The 17,647-nt window shown below is 51.9% G+C and carries 15 protein-coding genes; 11 read left to right on the top strand and 4 right to left on the bottom strand.

Translation table 11 applies throughout. The annotated features are described in order from the left end of the window. Positions 1 to 5 precede the first annotated feature (5 nt). The 7 genes from C5S61_RS06095 (at position 6) to C5S61_RS06065 (ending at position 7,381) form a co-directional block, all read left to right on the top strand. Positions 6 to 1,058 (top strand): branched-chain amino acid ABC transporter permease, encoded by a 1,053-nt coding sequence (locus tag C5S61_RS06095; protein ID WP_110514168.1) that lies wholly within the window; start codon positions 6 to 8, stop codon positions 1,056 to 1,058. A 280-nt stretch (positions 1,059 to 1,338) separates the two neighbouring features. Continuing rightward, positions 1,339 to 2,394 carry an alpha/beta fold hydrolase gene (locus C5S61_RS06090; RefSeq protein ID WP_110514167.1) on the top strand — a complete coding sequence of 352 codons (1,056 nt, stop codon included), beginning with the start codon at positions 1,339 to 1,341 and terminating at the stop codon, positions 2,392 to 2,394. Positions 2,395 to 2,406: 12 nt separating this feature from the next. Beyond that, a complete protein-coding gene (locus C5S61_RS06085) occupies positions 2,407 to 3,438 on the top strand; it encodes a branched-chain amino acid ABC transporter permease (protein WP_110514166.1) in 1,032 nt (343 codons plus the stop codon). After that, the gene (locus tag C5S61_RS06080; protein ID WP_110514165.1) at positions 3,435 to 4,457 is read left to right on the top strand and encodes a 3-oxoacyl-ACP synthase; all 1,023 of its coding nucleotides are present in this window, start codon (positions 3,435 to 3,437) and stop codon (positions 4,455 to 4,457) included. The genes C5S61_RS06085 and C5S61_RS06080 overlap by 4 nt, the downstream gene beginning before the upstream one ends. Positions 4,458 to 4,635: 178 nt before the next feature. After that, positions 4,636 to 6,135, top strand: a complete 1,500-nt coding sequence (locus tag C5S61_RS06075) for an acyl-CoA synthetase (RefSeq protein ID WP_110514164.1) — start codon at positions 4,636 to 4,638, stop codon at positions 6,133 to 6,135. Between the two features lie 171 nt (positions 6,136 to 6,306). Continuing rightward, positions 6,307 to 6,705 (top strand): MaoC family dehydratase, encoded by a 399-nt coding sequence (locus C5S61_RS06070; RefSeq protein ID WP_110514163.1) that lies wholly within the window; start codon positions 6,307 to 6,309, stop codon positions 6,703 to 6,705. A 124-nt stretch (positions 6,706 to 6,829) separates the two neighbouring features. Then, positions 6,830 to 7,381 (top strand): hypothetical protein, encoded by a 552-nt coding sequence (locus C5S61_RS06065; protein ID WP_110514162.1) that lies wholly within the window; start codon positions 6,830 to 6,832, stop codon positions 7,379 to 7,381. 58 nt (positions 7,382 to 7,439) lie between these two features. Here C5S61_RS06065 and C5S61_RS06060 read toward each other — a convergent pair whose 3' ends face one another. Further along, positions 7,440 to 7,934: a ferritin gene (locus tag C5S61_RS06060; protein WP_110514161.1), complete on the bottom strand. Its 495-nt coding sequence runs from the start codon at positions 7,932 to 7,934 to the stop codon at positions 7,440 to 7,442. Between the two features lie 1,001 nt (positions 7,935 to 8,935). Between C5S61_RS06060 and C5S61_RS06055 the strand changes: the two genes are divergently transcribed. The 4 genes from C5S61_RS06055 (at position 8,936) to C5S61_RS06040 (ending at position 13,801) form a co-directional block, all read left to right on the top strand. After that, positions 8,936 to 10,495: a Gmad2 immunoglobulin-like domain-containing protein gene (locus C5S61_RS06055; protein ID WP_110514160.1), complete on the top strand. Its 1,560-nt coding sequence runs from the start codon at positions 8,936 to 8,938 to the stop codon at positions 10,493 to 10,495. Between the two features lie 70 nt (positions 10,496 to 10,565). Continuing rightward, on the top strand, positions 10,566 to 11,687 hold the full coding sequence (locus C5S61_RS06050; protein WP_110514159.1) for a hypothetical protein: 1,122 nt from the start codon (positions 10,566 to 10,568) through the stop codon (positions 11,685 to 11,687). A 62-nt stretch (positions 11,688 to 11,749) separates the two neighbouring features. Continuing rightward, positions 11,750 to 12,892 (top strand): cytochrome P450, encoded by a 1,143-nt coding sequence (locus tag C5S61_RS06045; protein WP_110514199.1) that lies wholly within the window; start codon positions 11,750 to 11,752, stop codon positions 12,890 to 12,892. A 297-nt stretch (positions 12,893 to 13,189) separates the two neighbouring features. Next, a complete protein-coding gene (locus tag C5S61_RS06040) occupies positions 13,190 to 13,801 on the top strand; it encodes a hypothetical protein (RefSeq protein ID WP_110514158.1) in 612 nt (203 codons plus the stop codon). Positions 13,802 to 13,836: 35 nt separating this feature from the next. Here the strand turns inward: C5S61_RS06040 and C5S61_RS06035 are convergent, their stop codons facing one another. The 3 genes from C5S61_RS06035 to C5S61_RS06025 form a co-directional block, all read right to left on the bottom strand. Further along, positions 13,837 to 14,400 carry a cob(I)yrinic acid a,c-diamide adenosyltransferase gene (locus C5S61_RS06035; RefSeq protein WP_110514157.1) on the bottom strand — a complete coding sequence of 188 codons (564 nt, stop codon included), beginning with the start codon at positions 14,398 to 14,400 and terminating at the stop codon, positions 13,837 to 13,839. A gap of 9 nt (positions 14,401 to 14,409) precedes the next feature. Then, entirely contained in the window at positions 14,410 to 15,411 is a 1,002-nt protein-coding gene (locus tag C5S61_RS06030) for a hypothetical protein (RefSeq protein ID WP_124033390.1), read from the bottom strand. Between the two features lie 337 nt (positions 15,412 to 15,748). Next, on the bottom strand, positions 15,749 to 17,281 hold the full coding sequence (locus C5S61_RS06025) for an aldehyde dehydrogenase family protein (protein WP_110514155.1): 1,533 nt from the start codon (positions 17,279 to 17,281) through the stop codon (positions 15,749 to 15,751). Positions 17,282 to 17,647 lie beyond the last annotated feature (366 nt).

Here is a 17,647-nt window from a genome sequence, read left to right as displayed (position 1 = left end):
TTTGTATGGCTGTTGCTGCTCCTCCCACAATTCAAGCCAAGCCGTTGCGCGAGCGTCTAGCGCCGTTGGTTATTCCAGCAGTGTTTGTGTTGATTTTTGCCACAGTGTTGGTGGTTGCACCTGCCAGTTGGCCCAAATTGATTACTGGCATTTTGTTGCCAGGCCTGACCTTGGCCGCAATTTACTTTATGCTTTCAGCTGGTTTATCGTTGATTTTCGGCTTGATGGATGTGCTCAATTTTGCCCATGGCTCGCTGTTTATGCTCGGTGGCTACTGCGCTTGGACATGCAACCAATGGCTTGATCCTGCTTATCCAGGCCATTGGCCGCTCACCATCGCCAGCGGCAATCTGCGCTTTATCATTGGCTTGGTTGTTGGTGCTTTGGTGGGAGCAGCAGTTGGCAGCCTCATCGAAATTAGCCTAATTCGCCCACTCTACAAGCGGCCAATTTACCAAGTGTTGCTGACCTTAGGCTTGGTTTTTGTGTTCGATGCCTTGGTACGCACGATTCCGGCATGGGGTTCGCTTAGCCGCGCCCCAATCAAGCCGCCGATGCTCACCGAAAGCCTGAGCCTGTTGGGTCGGCGCTTCCCCAGCTATAGCCTGTTTTTGATCTGCTTGAGCGTTTCGCTGGCAGTGATTATTGCCGTGGTGCTACGCCGCTCACGGATTGGCCTCACAATTCGGGCTGGCGTGCAAGATAGCGCCATGGTCGAAGCGATGGGCATCAACGTGCGCCGCGTTTTTACCGGAGTATTTGGCTTTGGCAGTGGCTTGGCAGCCTTGGGAGGCGCGGTTGCAGCCTCGTTTATTGGGGTTTACCCCGAAATGGGCTTGGAATACCAGCTTTTCGCCTTTATCGTGGTGGTGATTGGTGGCTTGGGCAGCTATAGCGGCGCGGCAGCAGGAGCCTTATTAATTGGGCTGGCGCGCACCTTCAGCGACCATTTGGTGCTCGAAACTGGCTTGCCCACCGCCATCGCCTCGGCCTCGACCGTGCTGGTAATGGCAGTTGTGCTGCTGCTCAAGCCCGGCGGAATTTTCAATAAAAACTAGGACGAGGGGTCAGGGGCTAGGAACCGCGAAGAGCGCTAAGAGCACGAAGAAGGGTAAGGCTGAAGCTATCTGTAATGGATCATTGGGTTAACAACCAAGCACATGCCCTCACCCCCAGCCCCTCGCCCACTGCACGCGGGCGAGGGGAGCACCCGTGTTTCATCACGGATTGTGACAAAACAACCAGCTTAAAGCCCCTCTCCCGTAGCGCGGGCGAGGGGTTGGGGTGAGGGGATCTTAACAACCAACCCCCGACCTCTATCTATAACGGAGAACTACCATGCTCAATCCACCATTGTTAGCCGGATTAACCGCCCGTGTAGTCCAAACGCCGCGCTTGGCGATGCATGTGCTTGAGCGTGGCGATCCCAACAATCAGCCAATTGTGCTGGTGCATGGCAATGTTTCAGCCGCTCGTTTTTGGGAAGAATTGATGCTGGCCTTGCCCGACGATTATTATGTCATTGCCCCTGATCTGCGCAGCTATGGCCGCTCGGAGCGCTTGCCGCTTGATGCAACCCGTGGCGTGCGCGACTTCAGCGACGATCTCGCTAGCTTGTTGCAAACTCTCAACCTACGCCAAGCGCACTTGGTTGGTTGGTCGCTGGGCGGCAACATCATTCTGCAATATGCTCTTGATCACGCCACGAATGTGCGTTCGCTGACCCTCGTTGCCCCAGGCTCGCCCTATGGCTACGGCGGAACCCAAGGCCTCGACGGCCAACCCAACAGCCCTGATTATGCTGGCAGCGGCGGCGGAACTGCTAACGGAGCCTTTGTCGAAGCGCTCAAAAACCAAGATCGCGGCGATGGCCCAGTTTCGCCACGCACGATTATGAATACCTTCTACTTCAAACCACCGTTCCGCTCCAGCCGCGAAGATGTGTTTGTTGATGAGATGCTGTTGACCTATTGCTCGCCGCAAAATTACCCAGGCGATTTGGTGGCCTCAGAGAATTGGCCGCTGGTTGCGCCAGGCACAGGTGGCGTTAACAATGCACTCTCGCCCAAATATCTGAACCAAAGCAGTTTTGCCACAATTCAGCCACAACCGCCAGTGCTTTGGATTCGCGGCGATGCCGACCAAATTGTTTCTGATGCCTCAATGTTTGATTTGTGCATGCTTGGGCAATTGGGTCTAGTGCCAGGTTGGCCTGGCGCGGAAACCCATCCCGCCCAGCCAATGGTTGGCCAATTGCGGGCAGTGCTCGAAAACTATGCTGCTCACGGCGGCGAATACCAAGAAACCGTCTTGGCCAATTGTGGCCACTCGCCGCACATCGAACAACCAAGTTTGTTCAACACGGCGTTGCTTGATTTTCTAACTCAGGTTTAGGAGAGGTTTGCTATGCAGCGTTTGCGCCCACTGCTGCCACTTGTAGCGATTGGCGGCTTGGCAAGTTTGCCATTTGCCTTTGCAGCCGATACGACTCGCTTTTGGCAAGGGGTCTTTATTCAGATTTTCATTCTGGCGATTTATGCCCTGAGCTACGATTTGCTGATGGGCTACACCGGCATGATTTCGTTCGGCCATGCGCTGTTTTTTGGCGCTGGTGGCTATACCGCGGCGATTTTGCTGCGCCAAGCAGAGCCGCCCTCAATGCTGATTGTGCTGGCTGCGGTGATTATCGTTGGCGCAACCCTTGGCGCAGCAGTCGGCGCATTATCGCTACGGGTCAGCGGGGTCTATTTTTCGATGATCACGCTGGCGCTGGCCGAGATTTTCTTCATCTTGTTCAAAGCAGATGATCCTAAGCTCAAGCCAATTACTGGCGGCGAAATTGGCTTGCAAGGAATTGTCGTGCCAGCAGCAATCGATGCCACGACCTATCGTTTGCGTTTCTACTTTTTGACCTTGGCTTGTATGGTTGGGCTGTATTACGCTGCGCGACGCTTGATCAACTCGCCAACTGGCCGTGTGTTTGTGGCGATTCGCGAAAATGAGCCACGCGCCACCGCCTTGGGCTATAACACGCTGCATTTCAAATTACTAGCAACCGCCATTTCATCAACAATTGCTGCCTTGGCTGGCATGTTGATGGTGCTCTACGAAAAAAGCGCCAGCTTCGAAATGCTCAGCGTCAATCTGACCATCCAAGCCCTGTTGATGACGATCATCGGCGGGATTGGCACGCTGATTGGGCCAATGCTGGGCGCTGCAACCATCCGCTTGCTTGATCACGGCCTCAAAGGCGAATTTACGCAAGCGCTTCTACCAGCTTGGTTGCGCCCAGACCTTGTATTTGGCATCGTGTATGTGGTGCTGGTGTTGTTCTTCCCTGCTGGCTTGATGGGGGCGATTCGCAAGTTGCGCGGCAAAACCAGCCGTAGCTCTGTCGAACGCTTGCGCCAAGCCATGAAACCAAAGGCTGAATCATGAGTTACGAATTTCCGCCAATTGGCATTGCTGCGATTGCGACCTATGTTCCAGCAGCAGTTGAAACCGCCAGCCAAATTGGCCTAGCTGCCAACATTCCCGAAGCTGTGGTAATCGAAAAGCTAGGCATTCGCCAAAAACATGTGGCCGAAGCCCACGATACGCCATCGGCCATGGCGGCTGAAGCTGCACGCAAAGCCTTGGCAAGCGCCGAAATCGACCCATTGGATGTTGATTTGATTATCTATCACGGCAGCGAATACAAAGATTATGTCGTGTGGTCGGCGGCGGCCAACATTCAGCATCTGATTGGGGCCAAAAACGCCTATGCCTACGAAATTTATGCCTTGTGCGCCGGCTCACCAGTCGCAATCAAAACTGCCCGCGATCAAATGCGCGCCGACCCAATGTTGCGCAATGTGTTGCTGGTTTCGGCAGCCCGCGAAAACGAGCTGGTGCGCTACGACAACCAACAAGCGCGTTTTATGTTCAACTTTGGGGCGGGGGCTTCGGCCATGCTCTTGCGCCGCGATTATGCGACCAACCAAGTGCTCGAATCGGCGGTGCTGGTCGATGGCTCATTTAGCGAAAACGTGGTGATGCGCGGCGGTGGCGCACGCTTCCCAACCAGCCAAGCCACCATCGACGCTGGCTACCACCAACTTGATGTCTTACAACTCGAAGATATGCGCGATCGCTTGGGCTTGGTTTCGCAGCCCAATTTTGTTCAAGTGATCGATCAAGCGGTCACGCGGTCGGGCTACCAACGCTCGGATATTGCGTTTCTGGCGCTTACGCATATGAAGCCATCGTTTCACAATGGATTATTGCACGATTTGGGGTTACGCCCCGATCAAGCAATCTACCTTGATGACTATGGCCATATTCAATCGGTCGATCAGCAATTGGCGCTTGAATTGGCCCAACAACGCGGCTTGCTCAAAGCAGGCGATTTGGTAGTCTTGGCTGGTGCTGGCACTGGCTATACCTGGGCCGCAAGCGCCGTGCGCTGGGGAGAGTAGAGCATAGAACAGAGAGCATAGAACATAGAGATCAAGGCAAAACATAAATTATGAAGGAGAAGAATTTAAAGATCATAGCGCATAGAATTTCTTCATCACCATGCATTCAAGCAGTTTTTTAAAGATCCGGATTATGTTCTATGTTCTATGCTCTCTGTTCTTCTAAAGGAGCATTGCAATGTACATTGGTGACTGGCTTGGCAAGCGTGAGTTGCTTACGCCAGAGCGAATAGCGCTGGTTGACGACCGCGATGGCGAGCGCTATAGCTACCGCCAATTGAATAGTCGCGCCAATCGTTTGGCCGCCAGTTTGCGCCAGCATTTTGGCGTTGGCAAAGGCGATCGGGTGGCAATTTTGGCCAAAAATCAAATTGGCTATCTCGATGCCGTATTCGCCACCGGCAAACTTGGGGCGATTTTAGTACCCTTGAATTGGCGCTTAACTGAGCACGAATTGATTTATATGCTCAAAGATAGCGCCGCTAGCGTGTTGCTCTACGATAGCCAATTTACGCCAATGTTGCCAACCCTGCGCAGCCAAAGCCCGCTCAAACATTGGATCGAACTGGGTGCTGAGTACGCTCAACTTTTGGCTCACGCCAGCGATCTGCCAATCAGCGAAGCGGTTGATCTCGATGACCCGCACCTCATTTTGTATACCTCGGGCACGACGGGCGCACCCAAGGGAGCAGTATTGTCGCATCGGGTGCTGGTGTGGAATTCGCTGAATACCAATGTGGGCTGGGATTTGCACGCCGATGACGTGAGCATTATTCACACGCCGTTGTTTCATACTGGCGGCTTGAATGTGCTCACCTTGCCAATTTTGCACGCTGGCGGCACGATGGTGCTGATGCACGATTGGCAGCCAGAGCGCTGTTTGCAATTGATTGAGCGCGAGCAGGTAACGATCTTTTTTGCTGTGCCAACCATGTTTGAAATGTTGCTGCAAGCACCGAATTTTGCCCAAACCAACCTCAGCAGCCTACGTTTTTGCATCGCTGGCGGCGCACCCTGCCCAATTCCCTTGATTGAGGCCTATCAACAACGCCAGATTCCGTTTCGCCAAGGCTATGGCCTAACCGAAGTTTCGGTCAATTGCTTCACGCTCAACCCAGAGGATGCGATTCGCAAGGCTGGCTCGGTTGGCAAGCCCATTTTCCACCTTGATGCGCGAATTGTCGATGAGGCTGGCCGCGATGTGCCAACTAACAGCATTGGCGAATTAATTTTATATGGGCCGACGGTCTGCAATGGCTATTGGCGCAATCCGGTGGCCACCGCCCAAGCCTTGCAAAAAGGCTGGTTCTACACCGGCGATCTGGCGCGGGTTGATGCAGAAGGCTATTTCTATATCGTCGATCGCAAAAAGGATATGTACATTTCTGGCGGCGAGAATGTTTACCCCGCCGAAATCGAAAATGTGCTCTATCAGCATTCAGCCGTGCAAGAATGCGCAGTGATTGGTATTCCCGATAGTCGTTGGGGCGAAGTTGGGCGGGCCTTGGTGGTGTTGCGTCCAAGCATGCAGCTTGATGAGGCCACGTTGATTGCCTTCTGTCGCGAACGCCTCGCCAGCTACAAAACCCCCAAATCAATTTATTTTCTGCCGGAGCTACCACACAACGCCAGTGGCAAGGTGGTCAAGCCAGAGCTACGCAAGTTGTTTGGGTATTAGAACAGTGTCGGGGATCGGTTGTTGGGGGTCGGGGACTGGCTCGCGCTTGATCCACGAAAGACACGAAGCGCACGAAGGGCTGATTTGCAGCATTTCATCCTTCATCCCTCATCATTCATCCTTTTCCCCAGCCCCCAACAGCCGATCCCCACTATTCAAAGGATTTCACACATGAGCTATACAATTGGCCAAAGCGCAAAGTTGCGCAAAACCATCACCGAAGCCGATATTATTTTGTTCGCAGGCATTTCGGGTGATGCCAACCCTGTCCACATCGACGAAGTTGCCGCCCGCGAATCACGTTTTGGGCGACGCATTGCTCACGGCATGCTTGGCGCTGGCCTGATTTCGGCGGTGATTGGCATGCATTTACCCGGCCCAGGCACGATTTATCTCAACCAAAGCTTGGCTTTTCGCAGCCCGATTTACATTGGCGATACCGTCACCGCCTATGCAGAAATCAAAAGCCTGCGCGATGATAAGCCAATCGCTACATTGATGACCCAATTGCTCAACGAAGAAGGCAAAACCTTGATCGAGGGCGAAGCCATCGTGCTGCTGCCAAGCTAATTGCCGATTCGCAGCTCAAACCTAAGCCGCTCGGATTGAGCGGTTTTTTTCATGCTTGACAGGCGGTTGGTCGAATCGCTATGCTCTGGCTGGCAATCCATCTGTGAGTAGCGAGGAACCAGCAATGCCCAAATTTCTGCATAAATTTGCCCAGCCACGCCTGATTTGGTGGGCTTTTGGTCTAGCAATGGGTTTATTGATAGTTAGCAACGTACTGGCAACCATGTTTCATTCGTGGACTGGTGGCTATGGGTTATTGGATTTGGGCGGCGGGGCGAATGCTTTTTCGGCTAAAACCAGCGTTACGCCCAATTTAGCCTACGAATTAATCAGCAACTATGGCGATCAGCGCAGTAGTCATCTGTGGTTAATTCTGCCCGATATGCTGCTGCCAATTGGGGTTTGGCTGTTTTTTGGCCTAACGCTGCTTTGGCTTACTCGTGAGCAGGCTGGTTGGCAACGCTGGCTGCCAAGTTTAGCTAGTCTCTATTTGCTTGGCGATTATAGCGAGAATATTTGCGAAGCGCTGATGTTGAGCCAATATCCAAATCAATTGCCAAGCGTGGCAAGCCTTTGGGCGTGGAGTTTTATGCTCAAAAATCTCTCGATTGGATTGAATAGCATTGCAATTTTGCTGCTGCTAGGGTGGCATTGGCGGCGCAAGCAGCAAGGCTAAATAACAAAAAGGCACGCAATCAAGCTGCGTGCCTATAGGATACGATTGCTGAATAGTATTAATCGCCGGCGCGGCTGCCCAACTGTTCGTTCAACAAGAACAAGGCCCCTGGGTGATCGCCAGCCATTTTGAGCTTTTCGACCACATCCGAGGCGCTTTTTTCTTCCTCAACTTGCTCGGTAATAAACCATTGCAAGTGAATTTGGGTAGCATGATCGTTCTCTTTAATCGCCAAATCGTAGAGCGAATTGATCAATGCCGTGACTTTTTCTTCGTGGTGCAAGGCCAACTCAAACACTTCAAGCGATGAGTTGAAGTTTGATTTTGGTTGTTCAAACCCTTGCAACACAGCACGACCGCCACGATCGTGCAAATAATCGAACAACTTCATGGCGTGCTCTGTTTCTTCTTCGTACTGCAAGCGCATCCAATGAGCGAAGCCACCCAAATTTACTGATTCGAAGTAGGCCGACATCGAAAGATACAAGTAGGCCGACTCAAATTCATGCTTGATTTGATCGTTAATTGCGGCTTCAATGGTTGGATTAATCATAGGTTGCGAACTCCTTCGCTAGCAAGATTCTTGCGACTATAACTAGTTTAGGCCATCTAACGCTGAAAAACAAGGGCTTAGCCAGCTCCATTTTGATCGACGAAGCACACGAAGCATGAAACCGCGAAGCGCGCGAAGGTCGCGAAGATTCGTTTTTTTCGCCACGAATTCCACGAATGCCACGAATAATCATTTTTAGCCACAGATTGCACAGATTATTGTGATGATGTTCCGATAGCCTCTAGCCCATAGCCAAAAGCCTAATGCACTCATGCCCTCACCCCAACCCCTCTCCCGTGACGCGGGCGAGGGGCTTTAATCCCGTGATTCTGCACAATTTCTCGGTGCACAATAGCGGCTCCCCTCGCCCGCGTTCAGTGGGAGAGGGGCTGGGGGTGAGGGCATGATCATGATTGCCAATCCGATGAACCAGTACACATAGCCACAAGCCAATAGCCTCTAGCCATGAACGTTTTTAGCCACAGATTGACACAGATTATTGGGATTATCCTTCCCATAGCCTCAAGCCTGCAGCCTATAGCCCTTCATGCTCTGCGCCGCTGCGTTAAAAACCTGATCCACGAAGCATGAAACCGCGAAGGTTTCTTATTCCCTCGTCCGTGCATTTCATCCTTCATCCCTCATCCTTCATCCTTCGGTTCCTCTGCGCTTCTGCGTTAAAACTGCCCCTAAATCCTGATTCCTTGTATCTCTTCTGCCTTCTGCCTTTTGATTTTTGACTTTTGATTTTTGATTTGGTATTTCATCCCTCATAATTCATAATTCATCCTTCGGTTGCTCTGTGCCGCTGCGTTAAACGTCCCCGATCCCTGATCCCCAATTCCCGACACCTATGCTCTATGTTCTATGTTCTATGTTCTTAGCTTCATCCCTCATAATTCGTAATTCATCCTTTTATCAGATGCACTTCAGTTGCCAGCCATGGCCCAGATTGTGATTAGGCGCTAAAGTAAGGGTGTATTTGTAGGAGGAATTACTCAATGCGTTCATTGAAATATATTAGTTTGGCCTTGTTGCTGGCAGCGTGTAGCAGCCAAACACCAGCAACCAACACGCCAGCAGCAACCAGCAATCTACCAGCTCAAGCCACCGCCACCATCGCGAGTGGCTCGGCGGCAACCAGCATTCCAACCACCGCGCCGCAAGCAACCACCAACCCACAGGCTACGGTTGCCACGGCCAACCAAATTAACTTAAGTGCTCCACCAGCAGATGCCCTATTAACCACATCGGTGCGCGTTGCTGGCACGATTGTGCTCACGCCATTCGAAAAAACTTTGCGCTTGCTAATTCAAGCAGAAGATGGCAGCACCGTCTATGAAGGCCCAATTACCGCCGTTGGCGAATATGGTAGCAGTGCAACCTTCGATGTTACTGTCGACTTCACGCCGCCAGCAGCAGGCAAAGGTGTGATTAAGGTTATCGAAGACGATATGAGCGGCGAATTGCCCTATCGCACGATTGCCGAGCAAGCGGTGCAATTTGCGCCAGTTGGGGCTGAAGCAACGCCAGCCCCTGAGCAAGCCATTTTGATCGAATTGACTGAGCCTGCAATGCACTCGGTCGTTGGCAATCCGTTAAATTTCAAAGGTACGCTCTCGGCCATGCCATTTGAAAAAAATGTGGTGATTGAAGTCTACGATAGCGAATTACATTTGTTGGGCCAAACCAGCGTCACCGCCGATGGCGAATATGGCTCGGCAGGAACCTTTAGCGGCAGCATTAATTTCCAAGCGCCATTAACCAAACGCATCGGGCGTGTCATTGCCTACACAACTTCGCCAAAAGATGGTGCGGTCGTTGGCCAGGCCGAATCGACCGTTACCTTGCCCCAATGGGAAGGAACCGGCGCATACATGGCGCAACCAGCACCAGAAACCAGCGCCTTCTTGCCATTGCACGTTGAAGCAGTTGGCTTGAGCAGCGATAATTACACCGTGCGCTTGCGCTATGCCGATGGCACGTTGTTGGAACAAAATACCCAAGCCTATAACGGCTATTTGGCCCTGAGCTTGATGTGGGAAGGTTCAAACCCACCAGCATTACCAACCCAAGGCGCAATCCTCGAATTGGTCAAAGCTGATGGTACGGTTGAAGTAACCCAAAATGTGCGCATGCTTGATCTAACCAGCCAACCAACCACCGAGGTCGAAGTTTCTTGGTTAGCAGGCGAAGGCTCAATCAACGGTGTTCGGACGCTGCCCAAAACCGCAAGCGTTGCCAGCGCTGCCCTCCGCGAATTAGTTTGGGGTCCAGTTGGCGAAGATGCAGCCTATAGCACCGCCATTCCAAGCCCCAAAACAGTTGCCGACTATACTGGCGATAAAACTGGCTGGACTGGGCGGGTCTATCTGCGCTCGGTTCGTATCGAAGGCGATACTGCCTATGTCGATTGGAGCCGCGAAATGCGCGCATGGGGCGGTGGCGCGATGCAGCTTGAATCGCTGCAAGCTCAAGTCGACTTTACCTTAAAGCAATTTCCCCAAGTTAAAAACGTGGTTATGACCGTCGAAGGCGACGAAAACGTCTTGCAACCATAAAAATCGATAGGCAAATGGGGTTGCTCGTGGTAGCATACAGAGAAGTGGTTTTGTTGCTACGAGTAACCCTATGTTGCAATCGCAAGCCCAACGGTGGTCTGAACGCAAAGCCAGCCTTGTCCAGAGCTATCTGCCGCTCGTTGTGCCGAGCCTCTCGCCACACCAACAATTGGTGATTTTCGATGGCGAAGTGGGCGCGGTGCACTATGGCAACGGACGCTTGGCAACTGCTGGCGCAGCTATTCATTATCAACAACTTGCCAGCAAACTCAAAGCCGCAGTCCAAATCATCGTGCGCACCACCAACCCCGGACAACAGGTGGAATGGCAACAAGCCAGCGAGCAACAGTTCACCTATTGGCCCCCCGATCAGCTTAATCTCAACCAACTAACCAACCATTTAGCCGCCAACCCAGCCCTGATTCTGCTTGATGGCGATTTTGGCTTGATTCCAATCAGCAATGGCCTCGATCAACTGGCACGGCGTTTGGCCCGCACCGATCTGCTGCTACGCTTTGATCAAGCAGCCCTTGCCGAATTGCTTGCCCAGCGTGAACAGCAACCAACCCAAACCGAGCGCCAGCTTGATCAGCTGTTTGCCAGCCGCAATTGGCGAACAATTGTGAACGAATCGCCAAGCGAAACTGTGCTCGCAGCCTTGCAAACTTTCTATCTTCAGCAACTTGGCGAACTCAAAGGCTCGCGCTGGCGTTGGGTGGCGGCCTGTGCAATCCATACCACATGGGGCCAAAAATTGTACGATCTGCTGATTGCAACCAGCGATCGTTCGTTGGTTTTGCCGCTCAACCAAGCCTTGTATCAATTTGAAGGCGCATTGTTTGAAAACCCCGAAGCCCAAGCCTTGCTCAATAATGCTGGCAATCCGCAGCAAATTGGCTTATTCGATCCAGCGCTCCCCAGCAAAAGCCAACTCCGCCGCCAGCAACACGAGCAAATCGTCGCTGCCTTGCGCAATTTGGCCCTGCAACAACCACGCCTCTGGAGTTATGGCGATTTGTTCGATACGCTGTTGCGCCAAGGCTGGCTTGGCAAAATCACCGAAGCTCAATTTCAAAAAGCATGCAACGATTTGCTGGGCCAAAAGCTGATTACCCGCTTAGGTCCCAGCAGCCAATGGCAAGCTACAACGCTCTTGCGGCTTGGCCAAGCGCCCAACAAGCCAGATTCATAATCTAGCAGTAGAATACTAAAGATTGTGTTGTTTCAGTCGGAAGGAGAACCCTCGTGAGTTTCATGCAATCACTGTTGAATCCGTATCCATGGTTCAAAACCATGCGCGAGCAAAATCCGGTCTATTTTGATCAAACGATTGGCTCGTGGGTGGTCTTTCGCTATGCCGATGTCAAGCAGGTGATGACCGATTACGAACATTTCTCCTCGGCTCCACCAGACCGTGGCGATGGCATGAATATGTTTGCTAATAGCATGTTGATGACCGACCCGCCACGCCATCGCCAGTTGCGTTCATTGGTCAATTTGGCTTTCACGCCACGCATGATCGAGCAACTCCACCAGCGCATCGATGGCTTGGTCAATGGCTTGCTCGACGATATGTTGGCCCAAAGCGAGCCAGATTTTATTCGCGATTTTGCCACGCCCTTGCCCATGACCGTGATCGCCGAAATGCTTGGCGTGCCCACCGAAGACCAAGATAAGTTCAAATATTGGACCGAACAAATTATCACGTCGTCGAACAACCCCAATATGGCCGAAATTGTGCCAATCTACCAGGAATTTGGAGCCTATTTGTATGGCATGATCGAGCAGCGCCGAGCAGCGCCACAAGCAGATTTGATTAGCGATTTGCTCAAAGCCCAAATCGATGGCGAATCGCTCTCGGATATGGATTTGATTGGCTTTTGTGCATTGTTATTGGTCGCAGGCAACGAAACCACCACCAACTTGTTAGGCAATGCAGTGCGGGTATTTAGCGAGCAGCCAGCAATTTACGCCGAATTGCGCGCCAATCCAAGCTTAATTCCCAATGTTTTGGATGAAACGCTGCGCTATTATTCGCCAGTTAAAGCGATGCCCCGCCACACCCATGCCGAACAACAAATTGGCGATGTGACGATTCCTGCGGGCCAACGGATTATGGCAGTGATTGGTTCGGCCAATCGCGACGAAAGCCAATTCCCCAACGCCGACAGCTTCGATTTGCATCGCAAAGGCAACCAACACATTGCCTTTGGCCATGGCGTTCACTATTGTTTAGGCGCGCCGCTAGCTCGACTCGAAGGCAAATTGGCCTTGGAAGCCTTGATCAAACGCGTCGAAACGATTGCGATTAAACCAGATGCCCAATTAGAGCCAATTCCAACCCCAATTACCTTTGGAGTTAAAAATCTGCCTGTGGTAATCACCACCAACGAATAAAGCCACAATAAATAAATTCATGGCCGATAATTAAAAATATTAACCAATCCGTTTAAATCATAGCCCAAATGATTTAAACGGATTGGGATTCATACCAAAATTCACCTATGTTTTTTTGCTGGCTCATCCTATAATTAGCCATATCATAAAGCTCTAGATCAATGAATAGACGATTTGGGGTTCGTTCTTTTGCAAGGATGAGGCTATGGCTGTGTGTAGTCGAAACATTCTCGTTTTGCGTGCTCCGTTAATGAACTACTGCTGGCTCGCTGACCTGCAAACGATCACAGGTGATCTATGATTATCAATTTAGAACTCGCCTTGTTGGTCAGTGGTGGAATTGTGCTTGAAGTGCCGTTGCCGCCGCCACAGGCTGCTTGGAGCTTTGCGGCGCTGCTTGATTATCATGGCGAGGCGCGGTTTTTATGCTGGTGGTGGCATACAGCATACAATCATCTGATTGCGATTGCCAACGATGGCTGGCTGGTGGCTGAGGCTGGGTTATGGCACATGAACTTCATCCAAGATTTACGTGACGCTTGTTTATTGAACCCGCAACTGGCCTTTGGCAATGTATTTGGTGAGCAACCAACCCACGCTCTTTTGTATGATCGTGAGCGCCATTGTTTGCTAGCGGTGTCGCTGACCGCCGTTTTAGAGCTGCTTGACCATTCGCTCCACGAATTAGAGCCACGCCTGATTCAACAGCAGGAAGTGCGGCGCATGGTCGCAGCGCTGACCGCAACCCCTGATTTAGTGCGCTATGCAGTCAATAAACTGCATATTTACGAGGCAAAAAGCGGCGCTCACGCCTTTAATCTGATCTGCGAGCCATGCAATGATTGGCGAATGTGCCAATTTAGCGCTTGGCTTAACGCCGCGATTCGCCAGCAAATTGGCTATAACTAAGCCGATCATGGCCAAAACCATGATCGGCTTATGGCTTAAGCGCGACTATCCCAAATCACATCGGGAATATTGCGGACAAAATTCTCATAGCGAGCCATCACAAACAAGGCATCAGAAAGCCGATTGAGATACTTAATCACAAAGCTACCGATGCTTTCCTCGCGGCTTAGCGCCACCACATCGCGTTCGGCGCGGCGGCAAACCGTGCGCGCAACATGCAAATGAGCCGAGGTTTGCGAGCCACCAGGCAGAATAAAATTCTCCAACGGGCCAACCTTGTCCATCAATTCATCCATCAAATGCTCAAGTGCATCGATATGCCGCGCCTCAATTTGCGGAATCGGCCATTTCTGCTTATCTTCTTCGAGCATACACAGGTCGGAGCCAAGGTGAAATAATTCGTTCTGGATGGCTTGCAGCGGCGCTTGCAGCCGTTCGCTCACGCCAACCGCCAAGGCTACGCCGAGATGCGAATTAAGCTCATCGACCGTGCCAAACGCAGTTACCCGCAACGATTCTTTGGGCACACGTTGGCCGCCGCCAAGCGCTGTCGTGCCAGTATCGCCAGTTCGTGTATAAACTTTGGTTATTCGGGGCATGATTCGTCCTCACCATGTTTCAGGATTCAACATCGAAATATGTACTTCTGGTTGACCAAGGATTGGTTGGCTCAGCAATGGGCTACTGGCCCGTGGATTGTGAAAAATTGTAAGCGCAGGCTGGCCAGTGCGCAAACTTGCTAGCTCAATCCGAATCACAGCACTCAGTCGATGGTGCGCGCCCATACGCAGCATATCGCTGAGCGGCGTGAGCCAAGCCTCAAGCGGCGGCGCAGGCTGCGCATGATCAACCACAATAATCACCGCCGGCTCGCCAGCAGGCAATTGGGTATAGCCACCACGAATCGCTCGCCACAAACGGTCGCACCAAGCCCGATGCGCGCGCCGCGCCAAACCGGGGTATTCCTCTTGATGCAGCACAATTTGTAAATGCTCGGCTGCTGGCAGGGGCTGGCAATCAACAGGCCGCAGATAAATGCCCGAGCTATGGGTGTAGGCAGCAGGATGCGTCCAGCCGCTCAACATTTGCTCTGCTGAGACATGCAAATAGCGCCGCACCTCGCGATGGCTAATGCCGCTACTAGGATGATGGGTAATTTCCAGCGTTAAACGGGCCGCCAACGGAATGGTGCTAGCCAAATCGCGCAAACGAGCCAAGGTTGTTTGGGCCAAAACCACCGCTTCCGCTGGCAACAACGACTTAACTTCGACAAACGAACGCAGATCGCCCCGTTCGATCAGCAACTCGCCGACGTGCCGACCTTCGCCAGGCGGGTTAAACTGCAAACTATAGTTAGCCCGATCCAAGGCTTGGGCAATCAACAATTCATCGAGAATCGAGAGCACCACTGCATCATCGCCAGCTCGTAGGCGGCCAAAAACATCAGGCGTAAGCCAACCACGGCTCCCTGCTTCCTGCAAAGCCGCATCAAGAATCAATCGATGTTGTTGATTTTCGGGCGTAGTATCAGTCAGCAAGGCATACACGATGCTGCCAAAACGCAAGCGCCGCAAATCGGGGTAAAGCTCGCTCAACGACTGTATCATCATGGCTGCCATCATATCATGGCCCACCAATCTGCAAGTTTAGGCTTGGTTAAGCGTGGTAGGTAGCGATTTGTACTGATACATTACGTTAACTATGACCTAATCCCCTCACCCCAACCCCTCTCCCATGCGCGGGCGAGGGGCTTTAATCGTGTGGTTCTACAACAATGTGTGGTCAAAACGCTCTGCTCCCCTAGCCCGCGTTGAGTTATGTTCATCCCTCCTCATCCTTATATTTTGATTTTTGCCTTCTGCCTTTTGAATTTTGAATTAGGTTTTCATCCCTCATACTTCATCCTTCATCCTTCCGTTTCATCCCTCATATTTCATCCTTCTTAACTTAGTCGTCGAGGCGGGGCGTAACAATATCGACCCAAATGCGGCGCGTGCGTTCTTGGGTCAAGTCGGTATGAATATGCTTAACTTCGCTATAGGCATCAAGCGCATTCGGTCCTAACTCGCGGCCAATTCCGCTATCTTTGTAGCCGCCAAATGGTGCTTTCGCATTGATTAAATGATGATCGTTGATCCAAACTGTGCCAGCCCGAATTGCGCGTGCCACTTCTTGGGCATCTTGCAAATCGCGGCTCCAAACACTGGCAGCCAAGCCATAATTAGTATCGTTGGCGATTGTAATGGCCTCGCCAACCGTTTGATAGCGAATAACGGAGAGCACCGGCCCGAAAATTTCTTCTCGGGCAATCCGCATGCGATTATTGACATCGGTAAAAATCGTTGGGCGCACAAAATGGCCATTAGCAAGCGCAGGATCATCGATCCCAACGCCGCCACAGCGCAAGGTCGCACCCTCTTGAATGCCAAGCTCAATATAGGCTTCGACAGCACGTTTTTGGGCCGCCGAAACCAACGGGCCTAAATCAGTCGTTAGATCAAGCGGATCGCCAAGCACCAATTGTTCAACGCGCGCAACCAGTCGCTCAACAAATTCATCGTGCAGCGAATCGGGCAGCAATAGGCGTGTGCCAGCTTCGCAGCTTTGGCCAGAGTGCATAAACGCCGCCCAAATCGCTCCATCAACCGCCAAATCGAGGTCGGCGTTGGGCAGCACAACCACTGGCGATTTACCACCAAGCTCCAACGTGACCCGTTTGAGATTGCGGCCAGCAACTTCGGCAATATGGCGGCCAACCTCAGTCGAGCCAGTAAAGGCAATTTTATCGACCTTAGGATGGCTGGTTAGGCGTTCGCCAACCAAACCACCAGGTCCAGTCACCACATTGAAAACCCCGTGTGGCAATAAATCGGCCTCGTGGATCAATTCGGCCATGCGCAAGGCGCTAACTGGCGTTAACGAAGCAGGCTTGAGGATGAGGCTATTGCCAGCAGCCAAGGCTGGGCCAATCTTCCAAATCGCCATCAAAAACGGGTAATTCCACGGGATAATTTGCCCGCAAACCCCAATTGGTTCGCGCCAAACAGAGTTGGCACTTGGCGAAGGAAAATCGATGTAGGGCAACGTTTGCATTGGATGTTGGCGCGCCAAATCGGCAAAATAGCGCAAATGCTCGATGCCAACTGGAATATCGAGCCATGAACTTTTGCGTAGCGTTGCCCCGCCATTGAGGGTTTCGAGTTCGGCTAGTTCGTCGGTGTTTTCTTCGAGCACATCGGCGATTGCTTCGAGAACCTTGGCGCGTTCGACAGGCCGCATTTGCGACCATGAGCCAATATCAAAACTCTTTCGCGCAGCATCAACCGCTCGATCAATATCGTGGATGGTTGCCCGCGCCACCTGAGCGATTGGCTCGCCCGTCGCAGGGTTATACAGGGTTTCACTCGCAGCATCGCTGGCCGCCACCCAAGCTCCGTCAATATACAGGCCAAAAGCGCGCAGGCTATCTGATTGAGTCATCTTGGCGTTCTCCGTTGAAGGCGCACAGTCGTTATGCTTTGATCATACCCTAAGCAGGTTTATGACGCAAGGTGTCACGTAAAGAAGAACAAAGAGCATAGAGCATAGAACATAAGGGCAAAAGTCAAAAGTCAAAAGTCAAAATGGGATCAGGGATCAGAGGTCAGGCGCAGTTTTAACGCAAAGGCACAGAGAAACGATGGCTCTAGGCTATGCGCCTGAAGCTATCGGAACATAATCTGTGTAATCTGTGTAATCTGTGGCAAAAAATTATCATTCGTGTCATTCGTGGAATTCGTGGCGAAAAAAATAATCCTCGCGACCTTCGCGGTTTCATTCTTCGTGCCCTTCGTGCTCTTCGTGGAT

The sequence above is a fragment of the Herpetosiphon llansteffanensis genome, assembly GCF_003205875.1.
Lineage (GTDB): Bacteria > Chloroflexota > Chloroflexia > Chloroflexales > Herpetosiphonaceae > Herpetosiphon > Herpetosiphon llansteffanensis.
This window is presented reverse-complemented; position numbering and strand designations above follow the sequence as displayed.